We start from the raw sequence: 17,020 nt of genomic DNA, 5'->3' as shown, positions 1-17,020 counted from the left end.
CCCATTGCTCCGCGTTTTTTGGGTAAACACGAGGAGGGGGGGGGGGGGGGGGGGGGGGGGGGGGCGGGGGGTGGGGGGGGGGGGGGGGGGGGGGGGGGGGGCGGGGTCCCCCCCCCCCCCCCACACCGGGGCATGGCCGCTGGTGCCGGGCCTCGTGCTCGCCGGCGCCGGACTGGGCTTCCTGGTCGTGCCGCTCGTCAACGTCGTCCTGTCCGCCGTGCCCGGCGATCTCGCGGGTGCCGCGTCCGGCATCTTCTCCACGGCCCAGCAGTTCGGCGGGGCACTCGGGGCGGCCGTGGTCGGCACCGTGTTCTTCGAGCGCATCGCGCACGGTCCCACGCAGGCGCTGACCGGGGCGATGCCCTGGGTGACCGGCGTGTTCGTGCTGTGCGCGGCACTGTGCACGGCACTGCCCCGGCGGGCGGTGGCCGCGCACGAGGAGTGAACGCGACACGAACCGTAGGGGGCGCGGACCATGAGGTCCGCGCCCCCGCTTGCGCGCCTCACCCGGTGAGCGCGCCGGTCCCCGCCTGCAACAGGTCCACTATCAGGCGGTGTCCCGTCTGCTGGTCGTTCCCCGCCGTGGGCCGGCCGTCGCGCACCAGGGCGACCTCCACGGTCACCGTGCCGGGCTCCTGCTCCCAGCGCCGCGTGACGTACTCCTGCTCCGGGCCGTACGCCGCCTCCAGACCCGCACGGAGCTCCGCCGCGACATCCAGTGCCAGCCAGCGCCGGGCCTCGGTGAGGGCTTGCGCCCGCGCCCGCGCGCCATGCTCCAGCAGGGCGCGCACACAGGCGGGGGAACCGCGGCGGGCGGCCGCCACCAGCGGAGGCTCACCGGTGGGGCCGGGCAGATCCGGGTTCGCGCCGGCCGCCAGCAACTGCCGGACGACCTCGGCGTGGCCCCGCTGCACCGCCCATGTCAGCGCCCGGAACCCGTAACCCTCCTCCAGATCCGGGTCCGCGCCCGCCGCCAGCAGCGCCCCTACGACCTCCGTGTGGCCCCCGCAGGCCGCGCCGCACAGGGGAGCGTCGGCGCCCGCGCTGAGACGGTCGGGGTCGGCGCCGGCCGCCAGCAGCAGCCGTACGACGCCCGGCGCGTCGCTCACCGCCGCCAGATACAGGGCCGTCTGGCCCTCCTCATCCGTGGACTCCGGGCTCGTCCCCGTGCGCAGCGACCGGAGCACCGCGTCCTCGTCCCCTGCGTACACCGCCTCGAACAGCCCCGGCGGCTCGTGCGTGTTCATGCCTCGACCCTCGCTCCGAGAGGGCCGTGGGCGCAAAGACATATGAGGTGTTCTGTGCCACCTCCGCACCGCCGCCGAGCCGCCTCACAGGCCACGCCCGGACACGGCCGCACCTCACGTGTCGCACTCCAGGACGGTGCGGCACAGCCCGCAGCGCGCCCGCACCCGTCCCCGCACGGGCACCCGGATCCGCTGATGGCAGGTCGGGCACGGGAAGCAGACGCCCAGCGGGTCGCGGCCCGCCGGAGTGAAGGAGTAGGGCACGCCCGGATACGAGCCGACGGCGAGATGGTCCTGCGCGGAGCGGCGGTCCCTGGCGTAGCGGCGGCGGCCCGCCCAGCCCGCCGCCGTCAGCGGCGGCTGCTGCTCGTCGCGGCGGGCCTGCGCCATGCCCTTCGTGTACGCCCTGTACGCCTGGGGGCTGGTGAACCAGACCGCGGGATCCTCACCGAACAGCAGTGCCCGCTTGGCGAGGACGTAGCCGAACTCCTCCGGGGTGAGGTAGCCGAGCTTCTGCGACGACACCCCGTCCTCGCGGAAGGCGTCGAGGAGCAGCCAGCCCGCGCCCAGGTACGTCGCCGCGGTGTCGGTGAGGATCTCGTTGTCGCGCGTGCCGGGGAAGGACAGGCCGAGACGGTGCAGATAGACGTGCATCACCTCGTGCGCGAGGGCCGCGCCGATGTCCCGGCGGTGGGTGCGGAACCGGTCGTTGAGCTCGACGAAGTACTCGGGACCCGCGGCCAGTTCGACGTTCGCCGCGTGCGTCATCTCCCGGAAGCTCACGATCATCCGGGCGTCCGGCAGCCGGTAGTGCCGCACCAGCTCGCGCGCCACCCGCTGCGCCCCCAGATGCAGGTCGTCCTGGTCGGAGAAGGCCACGTCGGCGGGGAGCACGCTGGTCGCGAACGTGCGGATGGTGTCGTACGAGAGCCGCCTGTACAACGCGGTGACGGCCGCCCGCACCGTCTCCAGATGTGGATAGCCGTGCTCGACCGGTCCGCCGTTGGCCACGTCCGCACCCCCTGAAGACGCCGGCTGTGCTTCCACTGTAGGCGTGCTCGCGGTCGGTGGCGGAGGGAAACCGCGGCGCCGCGCCACCGGGATGGTGCGCCGTCGGAGGGCGCCGTGCGCGGGGCGCACGGAGGGGAGGGATCCGCACTTCGGACGTGGATGATCGTAGACGGGCGCGCCCCGTAGGGTGTTCGCCCATGACCACCCGCCACAGCACCACCGGAGACGTCGACCCGGCCGTCCGCGCCGAACTGGCCCGGCTGCGCGACAGCATCGACAACATCGACGCCGCCGTCGTCCACATGCTCGCCGAGCGCTTCAAGTGCACGCAGCAGGTCGGCCATCTCAAGGCCGCGCACCAGTTGCCGCCCGCCGACCCGGCCCGGGAAGCCGCCCAGATCGCACGGCTGCGCCGGCTCGCCGAGAGCGCGAAACTCGATCCCGCGTTCGCCGAGAAGCTGCTCAACTTCATCATCGCGGAGGTCATCCGCCACCACGAGCGCATCGCCGAGGACGCCACGTCGGCGACCGGCTTCCCCACGGAGTGACATCCCGCGACCGGCCGGCCGCTCCGCCGCGACCCGCCGGCCGTGGCCGCGCCTGCCGTGCCGCGCCCCAGGCGCTGCGCCCCGCCGCACGCGCCGAGCCGGGCGGCCGCGGTGGCGGCCGAACGGTCGTCCGTCGCTCATCGCCCGTCGCCCGTCGTCCGTCGCCCATCGTCGAGCGGCCGGGCGGAGACTCGGTGAGCAGGCACAGCGGTCGCGTCGCGCCGGACGGTCGCGGTTCGGGTCCAGACACTGCGGCGCCATCGAACAGACGCCGGTTGGCGCACGTCTGATCGATAGATCGAACGCCCGTCGGTCACGTGTACGCCTTCTGAATCGGCCGAAAGGCTCTTTGTCCGGTCAAAGGTGCGCGCGGTAAGGCGGTTCCGGCTTAAGCTGGTTGCCCAAGCGAGGGGACCTCGGGCCATGCCGTCTGATGCCAGGATTCTCATCGTCGACGACCATGTGGACACGCTGTACGCGCTGGAAAGCGCCCTCGCCCCACTGGGCTACCGCGTGACCCGCGCGACCAACGGCGACGCCGCACTCAAGGAAGTCCTGCGCGGCCAGGTCGGCCTAATGCTCCTCGACGTGCGCATGCCCAAGGTCAGCGGTCTCGACGTCGTGCGCTACATGCGACGCGTGGAGCAGACCCAGCACATCCCCATCATCCTGCTCACCGGCTTCGGCATCGACGCCGAACTCACCTCCGCCGCCTTCGCGCTCGGCGTCGCCGACCTCGTGACCAAACCCGTCGACCCCTGGGCCCTGCGCACCAAGGTCCGCTACCTCTACAACGCCCACCAGCGCTCCCGGACACTCGAACAGGAGGTCCGCGCCCTGCGCGCCCGGCTCAAGGAAGGCACCGCGCCCCCCGCGCGCGCCCTGCCACACCCGGAACCCCGTCTTCCGGGCCAGCGCGACGACCACACCGCCCAGCCGCCCCGCGCACCCACCAGCGCACGCGACGACGGACGGACATAGAGCGCGTACCGGACCGCCCCTGTGCCCGGTCAACGGCATCAGGCAGCATGTCCCCCATGTCCGTACTGACGCGCGACGAAGCGCAGACCCGTGCCCGGCTCCTCGACGTCCACCGCTATGCGATCTCCCTCGACCTCACCGGCGGCGACGAGACCTTCGACTCCCGTACCGTCATCGGCTTCACCGCCCGCGCGGCCGGGGACACCTTCGTCGAACTCAAGCCCGCCGAGCTGCGCTCCGCCACCCTGGACGGACAACCCCTCGACCCCGCCACCCTCGTCGAGAGCCGGCTGCCCCTGAAGGACCTCCCCGCCGGCGAGCACGAACTGCGCATCGACGCCGTCATGCGCTACTCCCGCACCGGCGAGGGCATGCACCGCTTCACCGACCCCACCGACGGCGAGACATACGTCTACACCCAGCTCTTCCTGGACGACGTCCAGCGCGTCTTCGCCGCCTTCGACCAGCCCGACCTCAAGGCCGTCTTCGACCTGACAGTCAAGGCACCCGAGGGCTGGACCGTCCTCGCCAACGGCATCACCACCCACGAGGGCGACGGCCTCTGGCGCGCCGCCACCACCCCCCTCATCTCCACCTACCTGGTCGCCGTCGCCGCCGGACCCTGGCACTCCGTCACCACCGAACACCGCGGACTGCCCTTCGGCATCCACTGCCGCCGCTCCCTCGCACCCCACCTCGACGCCGACGCCGACGAACTGTTCGACATCACCCGCCAGTGCTTCGACCGCTACCACGAGAAGTTCGAGGAGCCCTACCCCTTCGACTCCTACGACCAGGCGTTCGTCCCCGAGTTCAACGCCGGAGCCATGGAGAACCCCGGCCTCGTCACCTTCCGCGACGAGTTCGTCTACCGCTCCGCCGTCACCGACACCCAGCGCCAGACCCGCGCCATGGTCATCGCCCACGAGATGGCCCACATGTGGTTCGGCGACCTCGTCACCCTGCGCTGGTGGGACGACATCTGGCTGAACGAGTCCTTCGCCGAGTACATGGGCTACCAGACCCTCACCGAAGCCACCCGCTTCACCGACACCTGGACCGACTTCGGCGTCGCCCGCAAGGCCTGGGGATACGACGCCGACCAGCGCCCCTCCACCCACCCCGTCGCCCCCGAAGCAGTCGACGACACCGCCTCCGCACTCCTCAACTTCGACGGCATCTCCTACGCCAAGGGCGCCTCCGCACTCCGGCAACTCGTGGCCTGGCTCGGCGAGAAGGACTTCCTCACCGGCATCAACACCCACTTCGCCCGCCACCGCTTCGGCAACGCCACCCTCGCCGACTTCATCGACTCCCTGGCGAGCGCCACCGACCGCGACGTACACGCCTGGGCCGACGCCTGGCTGCGCACCACCGGCGTCGACACCCTCACCCCGCACCTCACCCAGGCCGACGACGGCACCTACACGCTCACCGTCGACCACGACGGCAGCCGACCCCACCGCATCAACGTCGGCCTCTACGACCACCACATCGCCGACGACGGCGCCCTCACCCCGCGCGAACGCCTCGACCTCGACATCCCGCAGGCCGCGCCCCAACCCCTCGGCAAGCGCCCCGACCTGCTCCTGCTCAACGACGGCGACCTCACCTACGCCAAGATCCGCTTCGACCCCTCATCCTTCGAAACCGTCCACCGCGCTCTCGCCGGGCTGCCCCAGCCGCTCAGCCGCGCCGTCGTGTGGAACGCCCTGCGCGACGCCGTCCGCGACGGCCACCTGCCCGCCACCAGCTACCTGGACACCGCCCGCACCCACCTGCCCCACGAGAGCGACCTGGCCCTCGTCGAAGGCGTCCTCGCGTTCGCCTCCGGCCACATCGCCGACCGCTACCTGCCCGCCACGCAGCGGCCCGCCGCCCTCGCCACCCTCACCGGACTGTGCCGCGACCTCATCCGCCGCACCGAGGACGGCGACAACCCCGGACTGCGCCTGATCGCCGTGCGCCACTTCATCGACGCCGCCGCCCACCCCGACACCATCGCCGCCTGGCTCGCCGACGGCACCGTACCCGGCGGACCCGAACTCGACCCCGAACTGCGCTGGCGCATCCTCGGCCGCCTCGCCGTCCTCGGCGCCGTCGACGAGACCGCGATCGCCGACGAACTCGCCCGCGACCCCAGCGCCACCGGCCAGGAAGGCGCCGCCCGCTGCCGCGCCGCCCTGCCCGACGAGGACGCCAAGCGACGCGCCTGGCAGGCCATGTTCACCACCGGCGACCAGGCCGACCTGTCCAACTACCTGTTCACAGCCACCGCCCAGGGCTTCTGGCAGCCCGAACAGGCCGACCTCCTCGAGGAGTACGTCGACCGCTACTGGACCGACGCGCCCGCCGTCGCCGCCCGCCGCGGCCCCGCCATCGCCACCGCCGCCGGCCGCTGGGCGTTCCCCCGCCACTCCGTCAGCGAGGACACCCTGCACCGCGGCGAACAGTGCCTGCGCGAAGCAGACCCCACCCCCGCCCTGCGCCGCCGTCTCGTCGACGAACTCGACGACCTCGCCCGGGCCCTGCGCATCCGCCAGGCATGACCCGACCGGCAGACCGGCGCCCGGCCCACCGCCGGGCGCCGACCAGGCGCCCCACACGCCACCCCCACCCCCCTGCCGCTTCCTCACCTCCCCGGGGCAGTACCTCCTTTCAGGTCTGATCGTTGTCCTCTTCGGGCGTGTCGAACACCCTTGCCGCCAGGCCTGACTACCCTTGCCGCGCGCCCCGGGAGGACATCCCATGAGCTTGCCGCCCCTCGCCTCAGGACCCGACGGACCGAGCGCCCTGCGGCCGTTGCTCGCCACCGTCCTCGACGCCCTGCAAGAGGGCGCACGAGCACGCGGCGGCCCCCTGCCCCCGGGCGGCCCCGCCACGGTCGCCGCCCGGGTACGCGAAGCCCTCGGCGACGTCCTGCCCGACAAAGGCGACCCGGACGCCCTCCGAACCCTGGTACACACCCTCGCCGCGGGCGCCGCCGACCCCGCCGACCCGCTGTGCACGGCCCACCTGCACTGCCCACCCCTGGCCGTCGCCACCGCCGCCGACCTCGCCGCCTCGACCCTCAACCCCTCCCTCGACTCCTGGGACCAGGCCCCCGCCGCCTCCGAACTCGAAACACTCGTTACCCAGGCACTCGCCCAAGAGATCTACGGCGACACACCCGCCCCACCAGCGGAAAACGCCACCGCCCTCGTCACCACCGGCGGCACCGAAGCCAACCAGCTCGCCCTCCTCCTCGCCCGCGAAACCCACGGCCCCGTCCGCCTCGTCTGCGGAGCCAACGCCCACCACTCCCTCACCCGCGCCGCCTGGCTCCTCGCACTCCCCGAACCCCTCGTCCTACCCACCCCACGCGGCACCCTCGACCCCGCCACCCTCCACACCGCCCTCACCGACCGCCCCGGCCCCCACCTCGTCGCCGCCACCGCCGGCACCACCGACGCCGGCCTCATCGACCCCCTGCCCGCCCTCGCCGACCTCAGCGCCACCCACGGCGCCCGCCTCCACATCGACGCCGCCTACGGAGGCGGACTCCTCTTCAGCGACCGCCACCGCGCCCTCCTCACCGGCCTCCAACGCGCCCACACCGTCACCCTCGACCTGCACAAACTCGGCTGGCAACCGGTCGCCGCCGGACTCCTCGCCGTCCGCGACCCCCACGACCTGCACGCCCTCCACCACCACGCCGACTACCTCAACGCCGACGACGACACCGACGCCGGCCTGCCCGACCTCCTCGGACGCTCACTGCGCACCACCCGACGCCCCGACATCCTCAAAATCGCCACCACCCTCAAGACACTCGGCCGCACCGGACTCGGCACCCTCGTCGACGAGGTCTGCGCCCGCGCACACGACTTCGCCGACCTCCTGGCCGCCCACCCCGCCTTCGAACTGCACGCCCCACCCACCATCAGCACCGTCCTGTTCCGGCCCACCGGAGCAACCGACGACACCGTCGCCACCGTCCGCCGCACCCTCCTGAACGACGGACGCGCCGTCCTCGGCCGCGCCCGCCTCGACGGCCGCCTCTGGCTCAAAGCCACCCTCCTCAACCCCCACACCCGGCCCGGCGACCTGGCCGCACTCCTGAACCTGGTGGAAGGAAGCACGCCCCGATGACCACCCCCACCCACCACGAACCCGACGCACCCCGCGACCTCGTCGGCATTGGCATCGGCCCGTTCAACCTCTCCCTCGCCGCCCTCGCCCACCCCCTCGCCGAACTCGACACCGCCTTCTACGAACAACGCCCCGGCTTCGACTGGCACCCCGGCCTCCTCATCGACGGCGCCACCCTCCAAGTCCCCTTCCTCGCCGACCTGGTGACCCTCGCCGACCCCACCAGCCGCTGGTCCTTCCTCAACTACCTCAAGACCCGCGACCGCCTCTTCCCCTTCTACTTCGCCGAGCGCTTCCACATCCAGCGCGCCGAATACGACGCCTACTGCCGCTGGGTCGCAGGCAACCTCCCCGGACTCCACTTCGGCCACCAGGTCGACGCCGTCCGCTGGAACCCCGAAACCGACCTCTTCGAAGTCGACTACACCCAACTCGACACGGACGGCCGAGCCCACGCCCTCGGCCGCACCCACACCCGCAACATCGTCCTCGGCATCGGCACCGAACCCCACGTACCCGAACCCCTCCAACCCCTCGCCAAAGCCCCCGGCGTCCCCGTCATCCACGCCGCCGACTACCTCCGGCACCGCGACACCATCCTCACCGCCGACCACATCACCGTCATCGGCGCCGGCCAGTCGGGCGCCGAAGTCTTCCTCGACCTGCTGCGCCACCGCCCCGCCGGCCGGGAGAAGATCCACTGGATCGGCCGCACCGAAGCCTTCGCCCCCATGGAGTACTCCAAGCTCGGCCTCGAACACTTCACCCCCGACTACACCCGCTACTTCCACGCCCTCGCCGAACCCGTACGCGACCGCCTCGTCTCCGCCCAATGGCAACTCCACAAGGGCATCGACGCCGGCACCATCGCCGCCATCCACGACGAGCTCTACCGACGCACCCTCCACGGCGGCTGGCCCGACACCGTCCTCACCCCCGCAGTCCGCGTCCGCACCGCCGGCCGCGTCGGCACCACACGGATCGAACTCCACCTCGAACACACCCAGCAGAACACCCGCACCCGCCTCACCACCGACGCCGTCGTCCTCGCCACCGGCTACCGCGAACGCCCCCTCGGCCGCCTCCTCGCCGGACTCGACCCCTACCTCCGCCGCGACGCCCGCGGCCGCCCCCGCATCGACGACCACTTCCGCATGACCCTCGACCCCACCGTCACCGGACACGTCTACGTCCAGAACGCCGAACTCCACACCCACGGCGTCGGCACCCCCGACCTCGGCCTCGCCGCCTGGCGCAGCGCCACCATCCTCAACTCGCTCACCGGCAAAGAGCCCTACCCACTGCCCCGCCGAACCGCCTTCACCACCTTCGGACTCCAGCAACCCGACCGCATCCCACCCACCCGACGGCCCCAGATCCTCACCCCGCTCGTCGACGAACGGTAGAAGACCGAAAAACCAGGCGGCACCGACGCGAAAACCCCGCGCCGACGCCGCCCACCCCAAGCTCCCCGGGCAAGCACCCGCCCGGCAGCCCCCTCGCCGCCGACAACACTGAATATGCCGCGGCAATTCGCCCTGACGCTCATCGGAGCGGGCCGCTGCACAATTCAACACTTGATGGCAAGGCTTCACTTAAAGGTTGTTGAGTAGTCACGCACGACCAATTCTCTACCGGCCGGTAAGTCATAGGCTCACACCATGCGCCGAGCAAAGATCGTCTGCACTCTGGGCCCCGCCACCGACTCATACGACCAGATCAAGACACTGGTCGAAGCCGGAATGGACGTAGCCCGCTTCAACCTCAGCCACGGCACCTACGCCGAACACGAGGAGCGCTACCAACGCGTACGAAAGGCCGCCGACGAAACCGGCCGCAGTGTCGGAATCCTCGCCGACCTTCAGGGCCCGAAGATCCGACTCGGCCGCTTCACCGAAGGCCCCGTACTCCTTGAACGCGGAGACACCTTCACCATCACCGTCGAAGAAGGCGTCGAAGGAGACCGCCAGACCTGCGGAACCACCTACGCCGGCCTCGCCACCGACGTCACCCCCGGCGAACGCATCCTCGTCGACGACGGCAAGGTCTGCCTCCAGGTCACCGACGTCGACGGCCCCCGCGTCCACACCACCGTCGTCGAAGGCGGCGTCATCTCCGACCACAAGGGACTCAACCTCCCAGGAGTCGCCGTCTCCGTCCCCGCACTCTCCAAGAAAGACGAAGACGACCTCCGCTGGGCCCTGCGCACCGGCTTCGACGTCATCGCCCTCTCCTTCGTCCGCAGCGGCCGCGACATCAAGGACGTCCATCGCATCATGGACGAAGAAAACCGCCGCCTCCCCGTCATCGCCAAGGTCGAAAAACCGCAGGCCGTCGAGAACATCGACGACATCGTCGCCGCCTTCGACGGAATCATGGTCGCCCGCGGAGACCTCGGCGTGGAAATGCCACTCGAACAGGTCCCGATCGTCCAAAAGCGCGCCATCAAACTCGCCAAGCGGAACGCGAAACCCGTCATCGTCGCCACACAGATGCTCGACTCGATGATCGAGAACTCGCGCCCCACCAGGGCGGAGGCCAGCGACGTCGCGAACGCCGTCATCGACGGCACGGACGCCGTGATGCTCTCCGGCGAGACCAGCGTCGGCAACCACCCCATCGAAACGGTCAGGACCATGGCCCGCATCGTCGAGGCCGCGGAAGAGGACCTCCTCGCCAAGGGCCTGCCGCCCCTCACCGAAAGCAACAAACCCCGCACACAAGGTGGCGCCGTCGCCCGCGCGGCAGCGGAGATCGGCGACTTCCTCGGCGCGAAATTCCTCGTCGCCTTCACCCAGTCCGGCGACACCGCCCGCCGCCTCTCCCGCTACCGCTCCCCGATCCCGCTCCTCGCCTTCACCCCCGAGCCGGCGACACGCTCGCAGCTCAACCTCACCTGGGGCGTGGAGACGTTCCTGGGTCCGCACGTGGACTCCACGGACGCGATGGTCGACCAGGTGGACGAACTGCTGCTGAAGTACGGCCGCTGCCGGAAGGGCGACGTGGTGGTGATCACGGCGGGCTCACCGCCCGGGGTGTCGGGCTCCACGAACATGGTCCGGGTCCACCACATCGGCGAGGACGACAGCCCGAAGTAGGGGGTCAGTATTTGGGGCCTACGTGGGCGTCGAGGAGGGCTACGGAGGCTTTGCGGGCGATGGAGATGTTGAACGGGTCGTTGCCGCGAGCGAGGGTGGTCCATTCGACGCCCACCTTGCCGAGGGCGTCTCGGAAGACGCTGTTGTCCGGGCGCACGGCGCGCATGGCCACCTCGCACGCGTCGATGATGCCCGGCCAGGCGTTGTCCAGGACGACGCGCATGAAGTAGACGCCTCTGTGATGGGCGTTGATGCAGCCGTCGCCGAGGTAGAGGCCGAGAAGATAGCCGTAGGCGGCTGGGTCCTGAGGCAGATCGGGGACCTTCTGGCATCGGGGGCAGCGCTTGCCCACGCGCTCGACGGGCTCGATACGTGTCTGCCAGGAGCGGATCGCGTACCGGGATATCCCCATCTGCCTGCTGACGGAATTCAGACTGCGGCCCTGTGCCACCAGTGCGAGCGCTCGCTTGCGTGTACCCATGTCGTACATGGGGCCACTCTCTGCGACTGGCCGTGACGTTGCGCAACAAACCCGGAGGTTCACGAGAACGTGAACCTCCGCCATATGGGTGCGGCCGACCGTCGAATCGAAGGAAAAGTGCCCCAGGTGGGATTCGAACCCACACTGTCCGCTGTTTGAGAGCGGCCTCTCTAACCAGTTGGAGTACTGGGGCCTTAGAAACTAAGGGGAAGGGCGCCCCCTCGGGTCACCACCTTACCGCAGCTAGGTAGGCTTCTGGGAGCAGTACCTGCCTGCCCTGGACCAAGGAGCCCGAGTGACCGCCCCCGAGTCGCCCCAGCCCGTTGCCGACGACGACAAGTCGCATGTGCCTCCGCTGACGACCCGTGTCGTCATCGCCGAGGACGAGGCGCTCATCCGGCTCGACCTCAAAGAGATGCTCGAGGAGGAGGGCTACACGGTCGTCGGTGAGGCCGGCGATGGTGAGCAGGCCATCGAGCTGGCTCGGGAGCACCGGCCCGACCTGGTGATTCTCGATGTGAAGATGCCGAAGCTGGACGGTATCTCGGCGGCTGAGAAGATCGCCGAGGAGCGTATCGCGCCGGTGCTGATGCTGACCGCGTTCTCGCAGCGTGATCTGGTGGAGCGGGCGCGGGACGCGGGTGCGATGGCGTATCTGGTGAAGCCGTTCAGCAAGAGCGATGTGGTTCCGGCCATCGAGATGGCTGTTTCGCGGTTCACGGAGTTGAAGGAGCTGGAGAAGGAGGTCGCGGACCTCACGCAGCGGCTGGAGACGCGGAAGCTGGTGGACCGGGCGAAGTCGATCCTTCAGACGGAGTACGGGCTGACGGAGCCGGCCGCGTTCCGGTGGATTCAGAAGACGTCGATGGATCGTCGTATGTCGATGCAGCAGGTGGCGGAGGCCGTGATTCAGGACGCGGAGGAGAAGAAGGCCGCCAAGGGCTGATGCCGCCCGGGACCGTCGAGAGGCCCGCATCCCGTGGTCACGGGGTGCGGGCCTCTTCGTAGGTGCGTAGCCGGAAGTGTGTGCTCAGTCTTCGCCGAGGTATGCCTTCCGGACCGATTCGTCGTGCAGGAGGTCCTGTCCGGTTCCGGAGAGGACGATCTTGCCGACTTCCATGACGTGGCCGTGGTCGGCGAGGGAGAGGGCTGCCTGGGCGTTCTGCTCGATGAGCAGGATGGTGGTGCCCTGGGCTTTGAGTTCCTGGATGGTTGCCATGATCTTCTGCATCATGATCGGGGAGAGGCCCATGGAGGGTTCGTCGAGCATGAGCAGTTTGGGCTGGGACATGAGGGCGCGTCCCATGGCGAGCATTTGTTGTTCGCCGCCGGAGAGGGTGCCTGCGGCCTGTTTTCTGCGTTCTCCGAGGATGGGGAAGAGGTCGTAGGCGCGCTGGATGTCCTTTTCGATGCCTTCCTTGTCGTTGCGGAGGAAGGCGCCGAGGCGGAGGTTGTCCTCGATCGTCATGCGGGGGAAGATGTGCCGGCCTTCGGGGGAGTGGGCCAGGCCGAGCGAGACGATCTTGTGGGCGGGGATCTTCTTGAGTGACTTGCCGTCGAATTTGATCTGGCCGCCTGCGGGCTGGAGGAGGCCGGAGAGGGTACGCAGGGTGGTGGTCTTGCCGGCGCCGTTGGTGCCGATCAGGGTGACGACTTCGCCTGCGTCGACCTTGAACGAGATGCCTTTTACGGCTTCGATCTTGCCGTAGGCGACCCTGAGGTCCTCGACCTCGAGCAGTGCGGTCACTTGGCGTGCCCTTCTGTGGTGCTGTTCGCCTCGGCGGCTTCGACCTCGGCGGCTTCCTCGGTGCCGGGGGCGCCTTCGAAGGGGGTGCCGAGGTAGGCGGCGATGACGCGTTCGTCGGCCTGGACGACTTCCGCGGGGCCTTCGACGATCTTTTCGCCTTGGACGAGGACGGCGACGCGGTCGCAGAGGTTCATGATGAACCGGATGTCGTGTTCGATGACGAGCACGGCGATGCCTTTGTCGCGGATGGCGAAGACCAGTTCCTCGGTGGCTCGCGTTTCCTGGGGGTTCATGCCGGCTGTGGGTTCGTCGAGGAGCAGCAGGCCGGGTTCGCTGGCGAGGGCGCGGGCGATTTCGAGTTTGCGTTGTTCGCCGTAGGGGAGGTTGCGGGCGAGGTGGTCGGCCTTGGCGGCGAGGCCGGTGAACTCGAGGAGTTCCATGGCGCGTTCGCGGGATGCTTCTTCGGCTTTCTTGAAGGCGGGGAGGCGTAGGAGTGCCGACCAGAGGCCTTCTTTGGTGCGGGTGTGTCGGCCGACGAGGACGTTTTCCAGGACGGTCATGTTGGCGAAGAGCCGGATGTTCTGGAATGTGCGGGCGATGCCGGCCTGGGTGACGAGATGGGGTTTGGGCGGCAGGACGGTGCCTTTGTACTGGACCTTGCCTTCGGTTGGTACGTAGAGGCCGGTGAGGCAGTTGAAGAAGGTGGTCTTTCCGGCGCCGTTGGGGCCGATGAGTCCGACGATTTCTCCGCTGCCGACGGTGAGGTCGACGTTGCGTACGGCGGTGAGGCCGCCGAAGCGCATGGTGACGCCGGATGCGTCGAGCACCGTCTGGGTGGTGGTTGTGGTGGTGGTCATGGTGGTCACGCTCCTGCCTTGGCGACGCCGGTGGCGTTGTCGGGCAGTGGCTGGTCCTCGGGTATGTCGAGCTGTCCGGTCTCGTGGAATTCGAGTTGTTTCCTGCGGTCGGCGACGAGGCCTTCGGGTCGGAAGCGCATGAGGAGCATGAGCGCGAAGCCGAAGAGGAGCAGTTGGTATTCCTGCATGAACTGGAGCTTGGCCGGGATGAGGTAGAGGAGTGCGGCGCCGATGAGGGGGCCGCTGATGGTTCCCATGCCGCCGAGGATGACGGCGGCGAGGAGGAAGGCGGAGTTGGGGGGGACGGAGCCGGCGAACTGGTATTGCTCGGGGGTGATGCTGTAGGAGACGTGGGCTTGGACGGTGCCGGCGAGTCCGGCGAGGGAGGCGCCGAGTGCGAAGGCGAGGAGTTTGAGGCGGAAGCCGTTGATGCCCATGGCGGTGGCGGCGGTTTCATCTTCGCGGATGGCGACCCAGGCGCGGCCGATGCGGGATTCGGCGCTGCGGCGGAAGACGAGCACGACGATGGCCGTGAACAGCAGCATCAGCAGGTAGTAGTTGCCGGATCGGGTGAGTTCGGTGCCGAGGACGTTGTGGGGGAGTCCGAGGTTGAAGCCGAACAGTTCGAGGTCGGGGATGTTGGGGATGCCGTTGGATCCGTTGGTGACGTCGGGTCCGCTGTTCCCGTTGAGGTTGTTCATGGTGATGCGGAAGATTTCACCGAATCCGAGGGTGACGATGGCGAGGTAGTCGCCGCGGAGCCGCAGGGTGGGGGCGCCGATGACGACGCCGAAGACGAGTGAGGCGGCGGCGCCGGCGAGGACGGCTGCCCAGAAGGGGAAGTGGACGCCGATGGTGGATTGGGGTGAGCCGGAGACCAGGGCGGCGGTGTAGGCGCCGACGCCGAGGAAGGCGACGTAGCCGAGGTCGAGGAGGCCGGCGAGGCCGACGACCACGTTGAGGCCGAGGGCGACGGTGGCGAAGATGAGGATGTTGGCGCCGATGAGGGCGTACTGGTCGTTGCTCTGGGTGAAGGGGAAGCAGATCGCGGCGACGAAGGCGGCGGTCATGGTGATGTTGCGGTGTTTGGCGGTGAGGGCCGAGAGCCGCTTGATGAGGCCGGCGCGGGCCACGGCGGTGAAGCCGAAGCCGGCGATGATGAGGAATCCGATGAAGAGTTCGGAGTATTCGGTGCCGATGCCGTAGGAGAAGACGTACAGGCCGATGCCGAAGCCGGCGGCGATGGTCAGGATCTCGGCCCAGGCGGGGAGTTCCTTGGCGCGGCGGGGTTCGGGGGCGCTGAGGGAGTGTCGGATCCTGCCCCAGGGGCCGGGGGTGTCGTCGTTTTCGTAGGGCTGGTCGGCGGGGAGGCCGAGGGCGCCGATGACGGCGAGGAGGGCTCCGGTGCCGGAGACCCAGGCGCCGGGTTCGAGGTTGACGAGGCCGCCGAGTTCGTAGGAGATGGCGCCGATGGTGTAGCCGGTGGTGCCGAGGACGCCTAGGGCGAGGAGTCGTACGGGGCTGTTGGTGCCGCCGGGGGTGAGCCAGGTGAGGCCGCGGATGCGGTAGCCGGAGAGGGCGAAGAGCGCGGTGAGTGCGGCGCCGAGGAGGGTGAGGACTTGGAGTCCGCCGGGGTAGCCGGGGATGGTGAGGTTGCCGGGGAAGTCCTCGGTCCATGTCCAGGCGAGGAAGGTGCCGGCGAGGGCGATGGCGGAGCCGGCGATGGTGGTGGCGCGCGCGGCGGCGGTGGGCAGGGGGATGAGGGGGGTGGGTTCGGTGCCGGGGGACGTGGTGGTGTCCGTGGCGGTGCCGTTGGTGGTGTTTGTGGTCATGGGTATCACGCCCGGTCCGCGACGCGTTCGCCGAGCAGGCCTTGGGGCCTGAACAGCAGGACGAGGATGAGGAGGGCGAAGGCCCAGACGTCTTTCCAGGCGCCGCCGCCGAAGAGGTTCATGCCGGGGATGTCGCCGATGTAGCCGGTGGCGAGGGATTCGGCGACTCCGAGGACGAGGCCGCCGAGCATGGCGCCGTAGATGTTGCCGATGCCGCCGAGTACGGCGGCGGTGAAGGCTTTGAGGCCCATGAGGAAGCCCATGCGGAAGCCGACCTGGCCGTTCTTGAGGCCGTAGGCGACGGCGGCGATGGCGGCGAATGCCGCGCCGATGGCGAAGGCCATGACGATGATGCGGTCGGTGTTGATGCCCATGAGTTTGGCCGTGTCGGGGTCTTGCGCGGTGGCCTGCATGCCGCGGCCGGAGCGGGTTTTGGTGACGAAGAGTCCGAGGGCGACCATGCAGACGGGGGCGGCGATGAGGACGAAGAGGTCGCCGCGCTGGATGTTGGCGCCGAGGACGTCGATGGGTCCGCCTGAGAACTGGGGGAAGGGGTGGTCCTTCTTGGCGTTGGGGTACCACTTCCACACGATCTGCTGCAGGACGATGGACAGTCCGATGGCGGTGATGAGTGGGGCGAGTCGTGGTGCGCCGCGCAGGGGCCGGTAGGCGAAGCGTTCGGCGGCGGTGGCGACGGCGACGGAGACGATGATGCCGCCGATGATCATGAGGGGGACTGCTGCGCCGAGCGGGAAGCCGGCGGGGAGCCACAGGTAGACGGTGAGGGCCCCGAAGCCCCCGACCATGAAGATCTCGCCGTGGGCGAAGTTGATGAGCTGGACGATGCCGTAGACCATCGTGTAGCCGATCGCGATGAGTCCGTACATCGCGCCGAGGATGAGTCCATTGGCCAGCTGTTGCGGCAGTTCGTTCACCGCAGGGCCTCCGTGGAGTGGTTCGGATACGGCGCCGGGGGGGGGGGGGGGGGGGGGGGGGGGGGGGGGGGGGGGGGGGGGGGGGGGGGGGGGGGGGGGGGGGGGGGGGGGGGTGGTGGTCGAGACTGCCGGGTGGGGGGGGAGCCACACAG

General features: G+C 69.8%; 15 protein-coding genes and 1 tRNA gene. 8 read left to right on the top strand and 8 right to left on the bottom strand.

Annotation, left to right across the window (positions count from 1 at the left end; all coding sequences use genetic code 11):
- Nucleotides 1–142 precede the first annotated feature (142 nt).
- Nucleotides 143–445, top strand: coding sequence for a hypothetical protein (locus tag ACZ4SW_RS06225; RefSeq protein ID WP_468238607.1), 303 nt, complete (start codon nucleotides 143–145; stop codon nucleotides 443–445).
- 58 nt (nucleotides 446–503) lie between these two features.
- Here ACZ4SW_RS06225 and ACZ4SW_RS06220 read toward each other — a convergent pair whose 3' ends face one another.
- Both ACZ4SW_RS06220 and ACZ4SW_RS06215 read right to left on the bottom strand, forming a co-directional pair.
- Entirely contained in the window at nucleotides 504–1,247 is a 744-nt protein-coding gene (locus ACZ4SW_RS06220; protein ID WP_468238605.1) for an ankyrin repeat domain-containing protein, read from the bottom strand.
- Nucleotides 1,248–1,361: 114 nt separating this feature from the next.
- A complete protein-coding gene (locus ACZ4SW_RS06215; protein ID WP_468238603.1) occupies nucleotides 1,362–2,258 on the bottom strand; it encodes a hypothetical protein in 897 nt (298 codons plus the stop codon).
- A 197-nt stretch (nucleotides 2,259–2,455) separates the two neighbouring features.
- On the opposite strand from ACZ4SW_RS06215, the gene ACZ4SW_RS06210 reads away from it, so the two are divergent.
- The 6 genes from ACZ4SW_RS06210 to pyk all read left to right on the top strand — a co-directional run bounded on the left by ACZ4SW_RS06210 (nucleotide 2,456) and on the right by pyk (nucleotide 11,016).
- A complete protein-coding gene (locus tag ACZ4SW_RS06210; protein ID WP_468238601.1) occupies nucleotides 2,456–2,806 on the top strand; it encodes a chorismate mutase in 351 nt (116 codons plus the stop codon).
- 423 nt (nucleotides 2,807–3,229) lie between these two features.
- On the top strand, nucleotides 3,230–3,787 hold the full coding sequence (locus tag ACZ4SW_RS06205) for a response regulator (protein ID WP_468238599.1): 558 nt from the start codon (nucleotides 3,230–3,232) through the stop codon (nucleotides 3,785–3,787).
- 47 nt (nucleotides 3,788–3,834) lie between these two features.
- Complete coding sequence (pepN, locus tag ACZ4SW_RS06200; protein ID WP_468238597.1) at nucleotides 3,835–6,336, top strand: aminopeptidase N; 2,502 nt, start codon at nucleotides 3,835–3,837, stop codon at nucleotides 6,334–6,336.
- A gap of 199 nt (nucleotides 6,337–6,535) precedes the next feature.
- A complete protein-coding gene (locus ACZ4SW_RS06195) occupies nucleotides 6,536–7,918 on the top strand; it encodes a pyridoxal phosphate-dependent decarboxylase family protein (protein ID WP_468238594.1) in 1,383 nt (460 codons plus the stop codon).
- Entirely contained in the window at nucleotides 7,915–9,324 is a 1,410-nt protein-coding gene (locus ACZ4SW_RS06190) for a lysine N(6)-hydroxylase/L-ornithine N(5)-oxygenase family protein (RefSeq protein ID WP_468238592.1), read from the top strand. Before ACZ4SW_RS06195 ends, ACZ4SW_RS06190 begins: the two co-directional genes overlap by 4 nt.
- Nucleotides 9,325–9,579: 255 nt before the next feature.
- On the top strand, nucleotides 9,580–11,016 hold the full coding sequence (gene pyk / locus ACZ4SW_RS06185) for a pyruvate kinase (protein ID WP_468238590.1): 1,437 nt from the start codon (nucleotides 9,580–9,582) through the stop codon (nucleotides 11,014–11,016).
- A 4-nt stretch (nucleotides 11,017–11,020) separates the two neighbouring features.
- On the opposite strand, the gene ACZ4SW_RS06180 is transcribed toward pyk, so the two are convergent.
- Entirely contained in the window at nucleotides 11,021–11,506 is a 486-nt protein-coding gene (locus ACZ4SW_RS06180) for a helix-turn-helix domain-containing protein (RefSeq protein ID WP_468238587.1), read from the bottom strand.
- Nucleotides 11,507–11,615: 109 nt separating this feature from the next.
- Nucleotides 11,616–11,690 (bottom strand) — tRNA-Leu (locus tag ACZ4SW_RS06175).
- Between the two features lie 102 nt (nucleotides 11,691–11,792).
- Between ACZ4SW_RS06175 and ACZ4SW_RS06170 the strand changes: the two genes are divergently transcribed.
- Nucleotides 11,793–12,443 carry an ANTAR domain-containing response regulator gene (locus ACZ4SW_RS06170; protein WP_468238585.1) on the top strand — a complete coding sequence of 217 codons (651 nt, stop codon included), beginning with the start codon at nucleotides 11,793–11,795 and terminating at the stop codon, nucleotides 12,441–12,443.
- An 84-nt stretch (nucleotides 12,444–12,527) separates the two neighbouring features.
- Here the strand turns inward: ACZ4SW_RS06170 and ACZ4SW_RS06165 are convergent, their stop codons facing one another.
- Genes ACZ4SW_RS06165 through ACZ4SW_RS06150 form a run of 4 tightly spaced genes read right to left on the bottom strand, consistent with a single transcriptional unit; the run spans nucleotide 12,528 to nucleotide 16,868 of the window.
- The gene (locus tag ACZ4SW_RS06165; RefSeq protein ID WP_468238583.1) at nucleotides 12,528–13,244 is read right to left on the bottom strand and encodes an ABC transporter ATP-binding protein; all 717 of its coding nucleotides are present in this window, start codon (nucleotides 13,242–13,244) and stop codon (nucleotides 12,528–12,530) included.
- Nucleotides 13,241–14,101 (bottom strand): ABC transporter ATP-binding protein, encoded by an 861-nt coding sequence (locus tag ACZ4SW_RS06160; RefSeq protein ID WP_468238581.1) that lies wholly within the window; start codon nucleotides 14,099–14,101, stop codon nucleotides 13,241–13,243. Before ACZ4SW_RS06160 ends, ACZ4SW_RS06165 begins: the two co-directional genes overlap by 4 nt.
- Nucleotides 14,102–14,106: 5 nt before the next feature.
- Nucleotides 14,107–15,933, bottom strand: a complete 1,827-nt coding sequence (locus ACZ4SW_RS06155) for a branched-chain amino acid ABC transporter permease (protein WP_468238579.1) — start codon at nucleotides 15,931–15,933, stop codon at nucleotides 14,107–14,109.
- A 5-nt stretch (nucleotides 15,934–15,938) separates the two neighbouring features.
- Complete coding sequence (locus ACZ4SW_RS06150) at nucleotides 15,939–16,868, bottom strand: branched-chain amino acid ABC transporter permease (RefSeq protein WP_468238576.1); 930 nt, start codon at nucleotides 16,866–16,868, stop codon at nucleotides 15,939–15,941.
- Nucleotides 16,869–17,020: the final 152 nt, after the last annotated feature.

The organism is Streptomyces sp. NPDC028331 (assembly GCF_055565775.1).
Note: the sequence above shows the minus strand (reverse complement) of the source record. Positions and strands in the feature narration are given on the sequence as shown.

Coding starts and splice junctions, on each gene's coding strand:
- ACZ4SW_RS06205 (WP_468238599.1), top strand. CDS start 3,230: ATGCCGTCTGATGCCAGGATTCTCATCGTCGACGACCATGTGGACACG.
- ACZ4SW_RS06160 (WP_468238581.1), bottom strand. CDS start 14,101: ATGACCACCACCACAACCACCACCCAGACGGTGCTCGACGCATCCGGC.
- ACZ4SW_RS06220 (WP_468238605.1), bottom strand. CDS start 1,247: ATGAACACGCACGAGCCGCCGGGGCTGTTCGAGGCGGTGTACGCAGGG.
- ACZ4SW_RS06210 (WP_468238601.1), top strand. CDS start 2,456: ATGACCACCCGCCACAGCACCACCGGAGACGTCGACCCGGCCGTCCGC.
- ACZ4SW_RS06180 (WP_468238587.1), bottom strand. CDS start 11,506: ATGTACGACATGGGTACACGCAAGCGAGCGCTCGCACTGGTGGCACAG.
- ACZ4SW_RS06155 (WP_468238579.1), bottom strand. CDS start 15,933: ATGACCACAAACACCACCAACGGCACCGCCACGGACACCACCACGTCC.
- ACZ4SW_RS06190 (WP_468238592.1), top strand. CDS start 7,915: ATGACCACCCCCACCCACCACGAACCCGACGCACCCCGCGACCTCGTC.
- ACZ4SW_RS06195 (WP_468238594.1), top strand. CDS start 6,536: ATGAGCTTGCCGCCCCTCGCCTCAGGACCCGACGGACCGAGCGCCCTG.
- pyk (WP_468238590.1), top strand. CDS start 9,580: ATGCGCCGAGCAAAGATCGTCTGCACTCTGGGCCCCGCCACCGACTCA.
- pepN (WP_468238597.1), top strand. CDS start 3,835: ATGTCCCCCATGTCCGTACTGACGCGCGACGAAGCGCAGACCCGTGCC.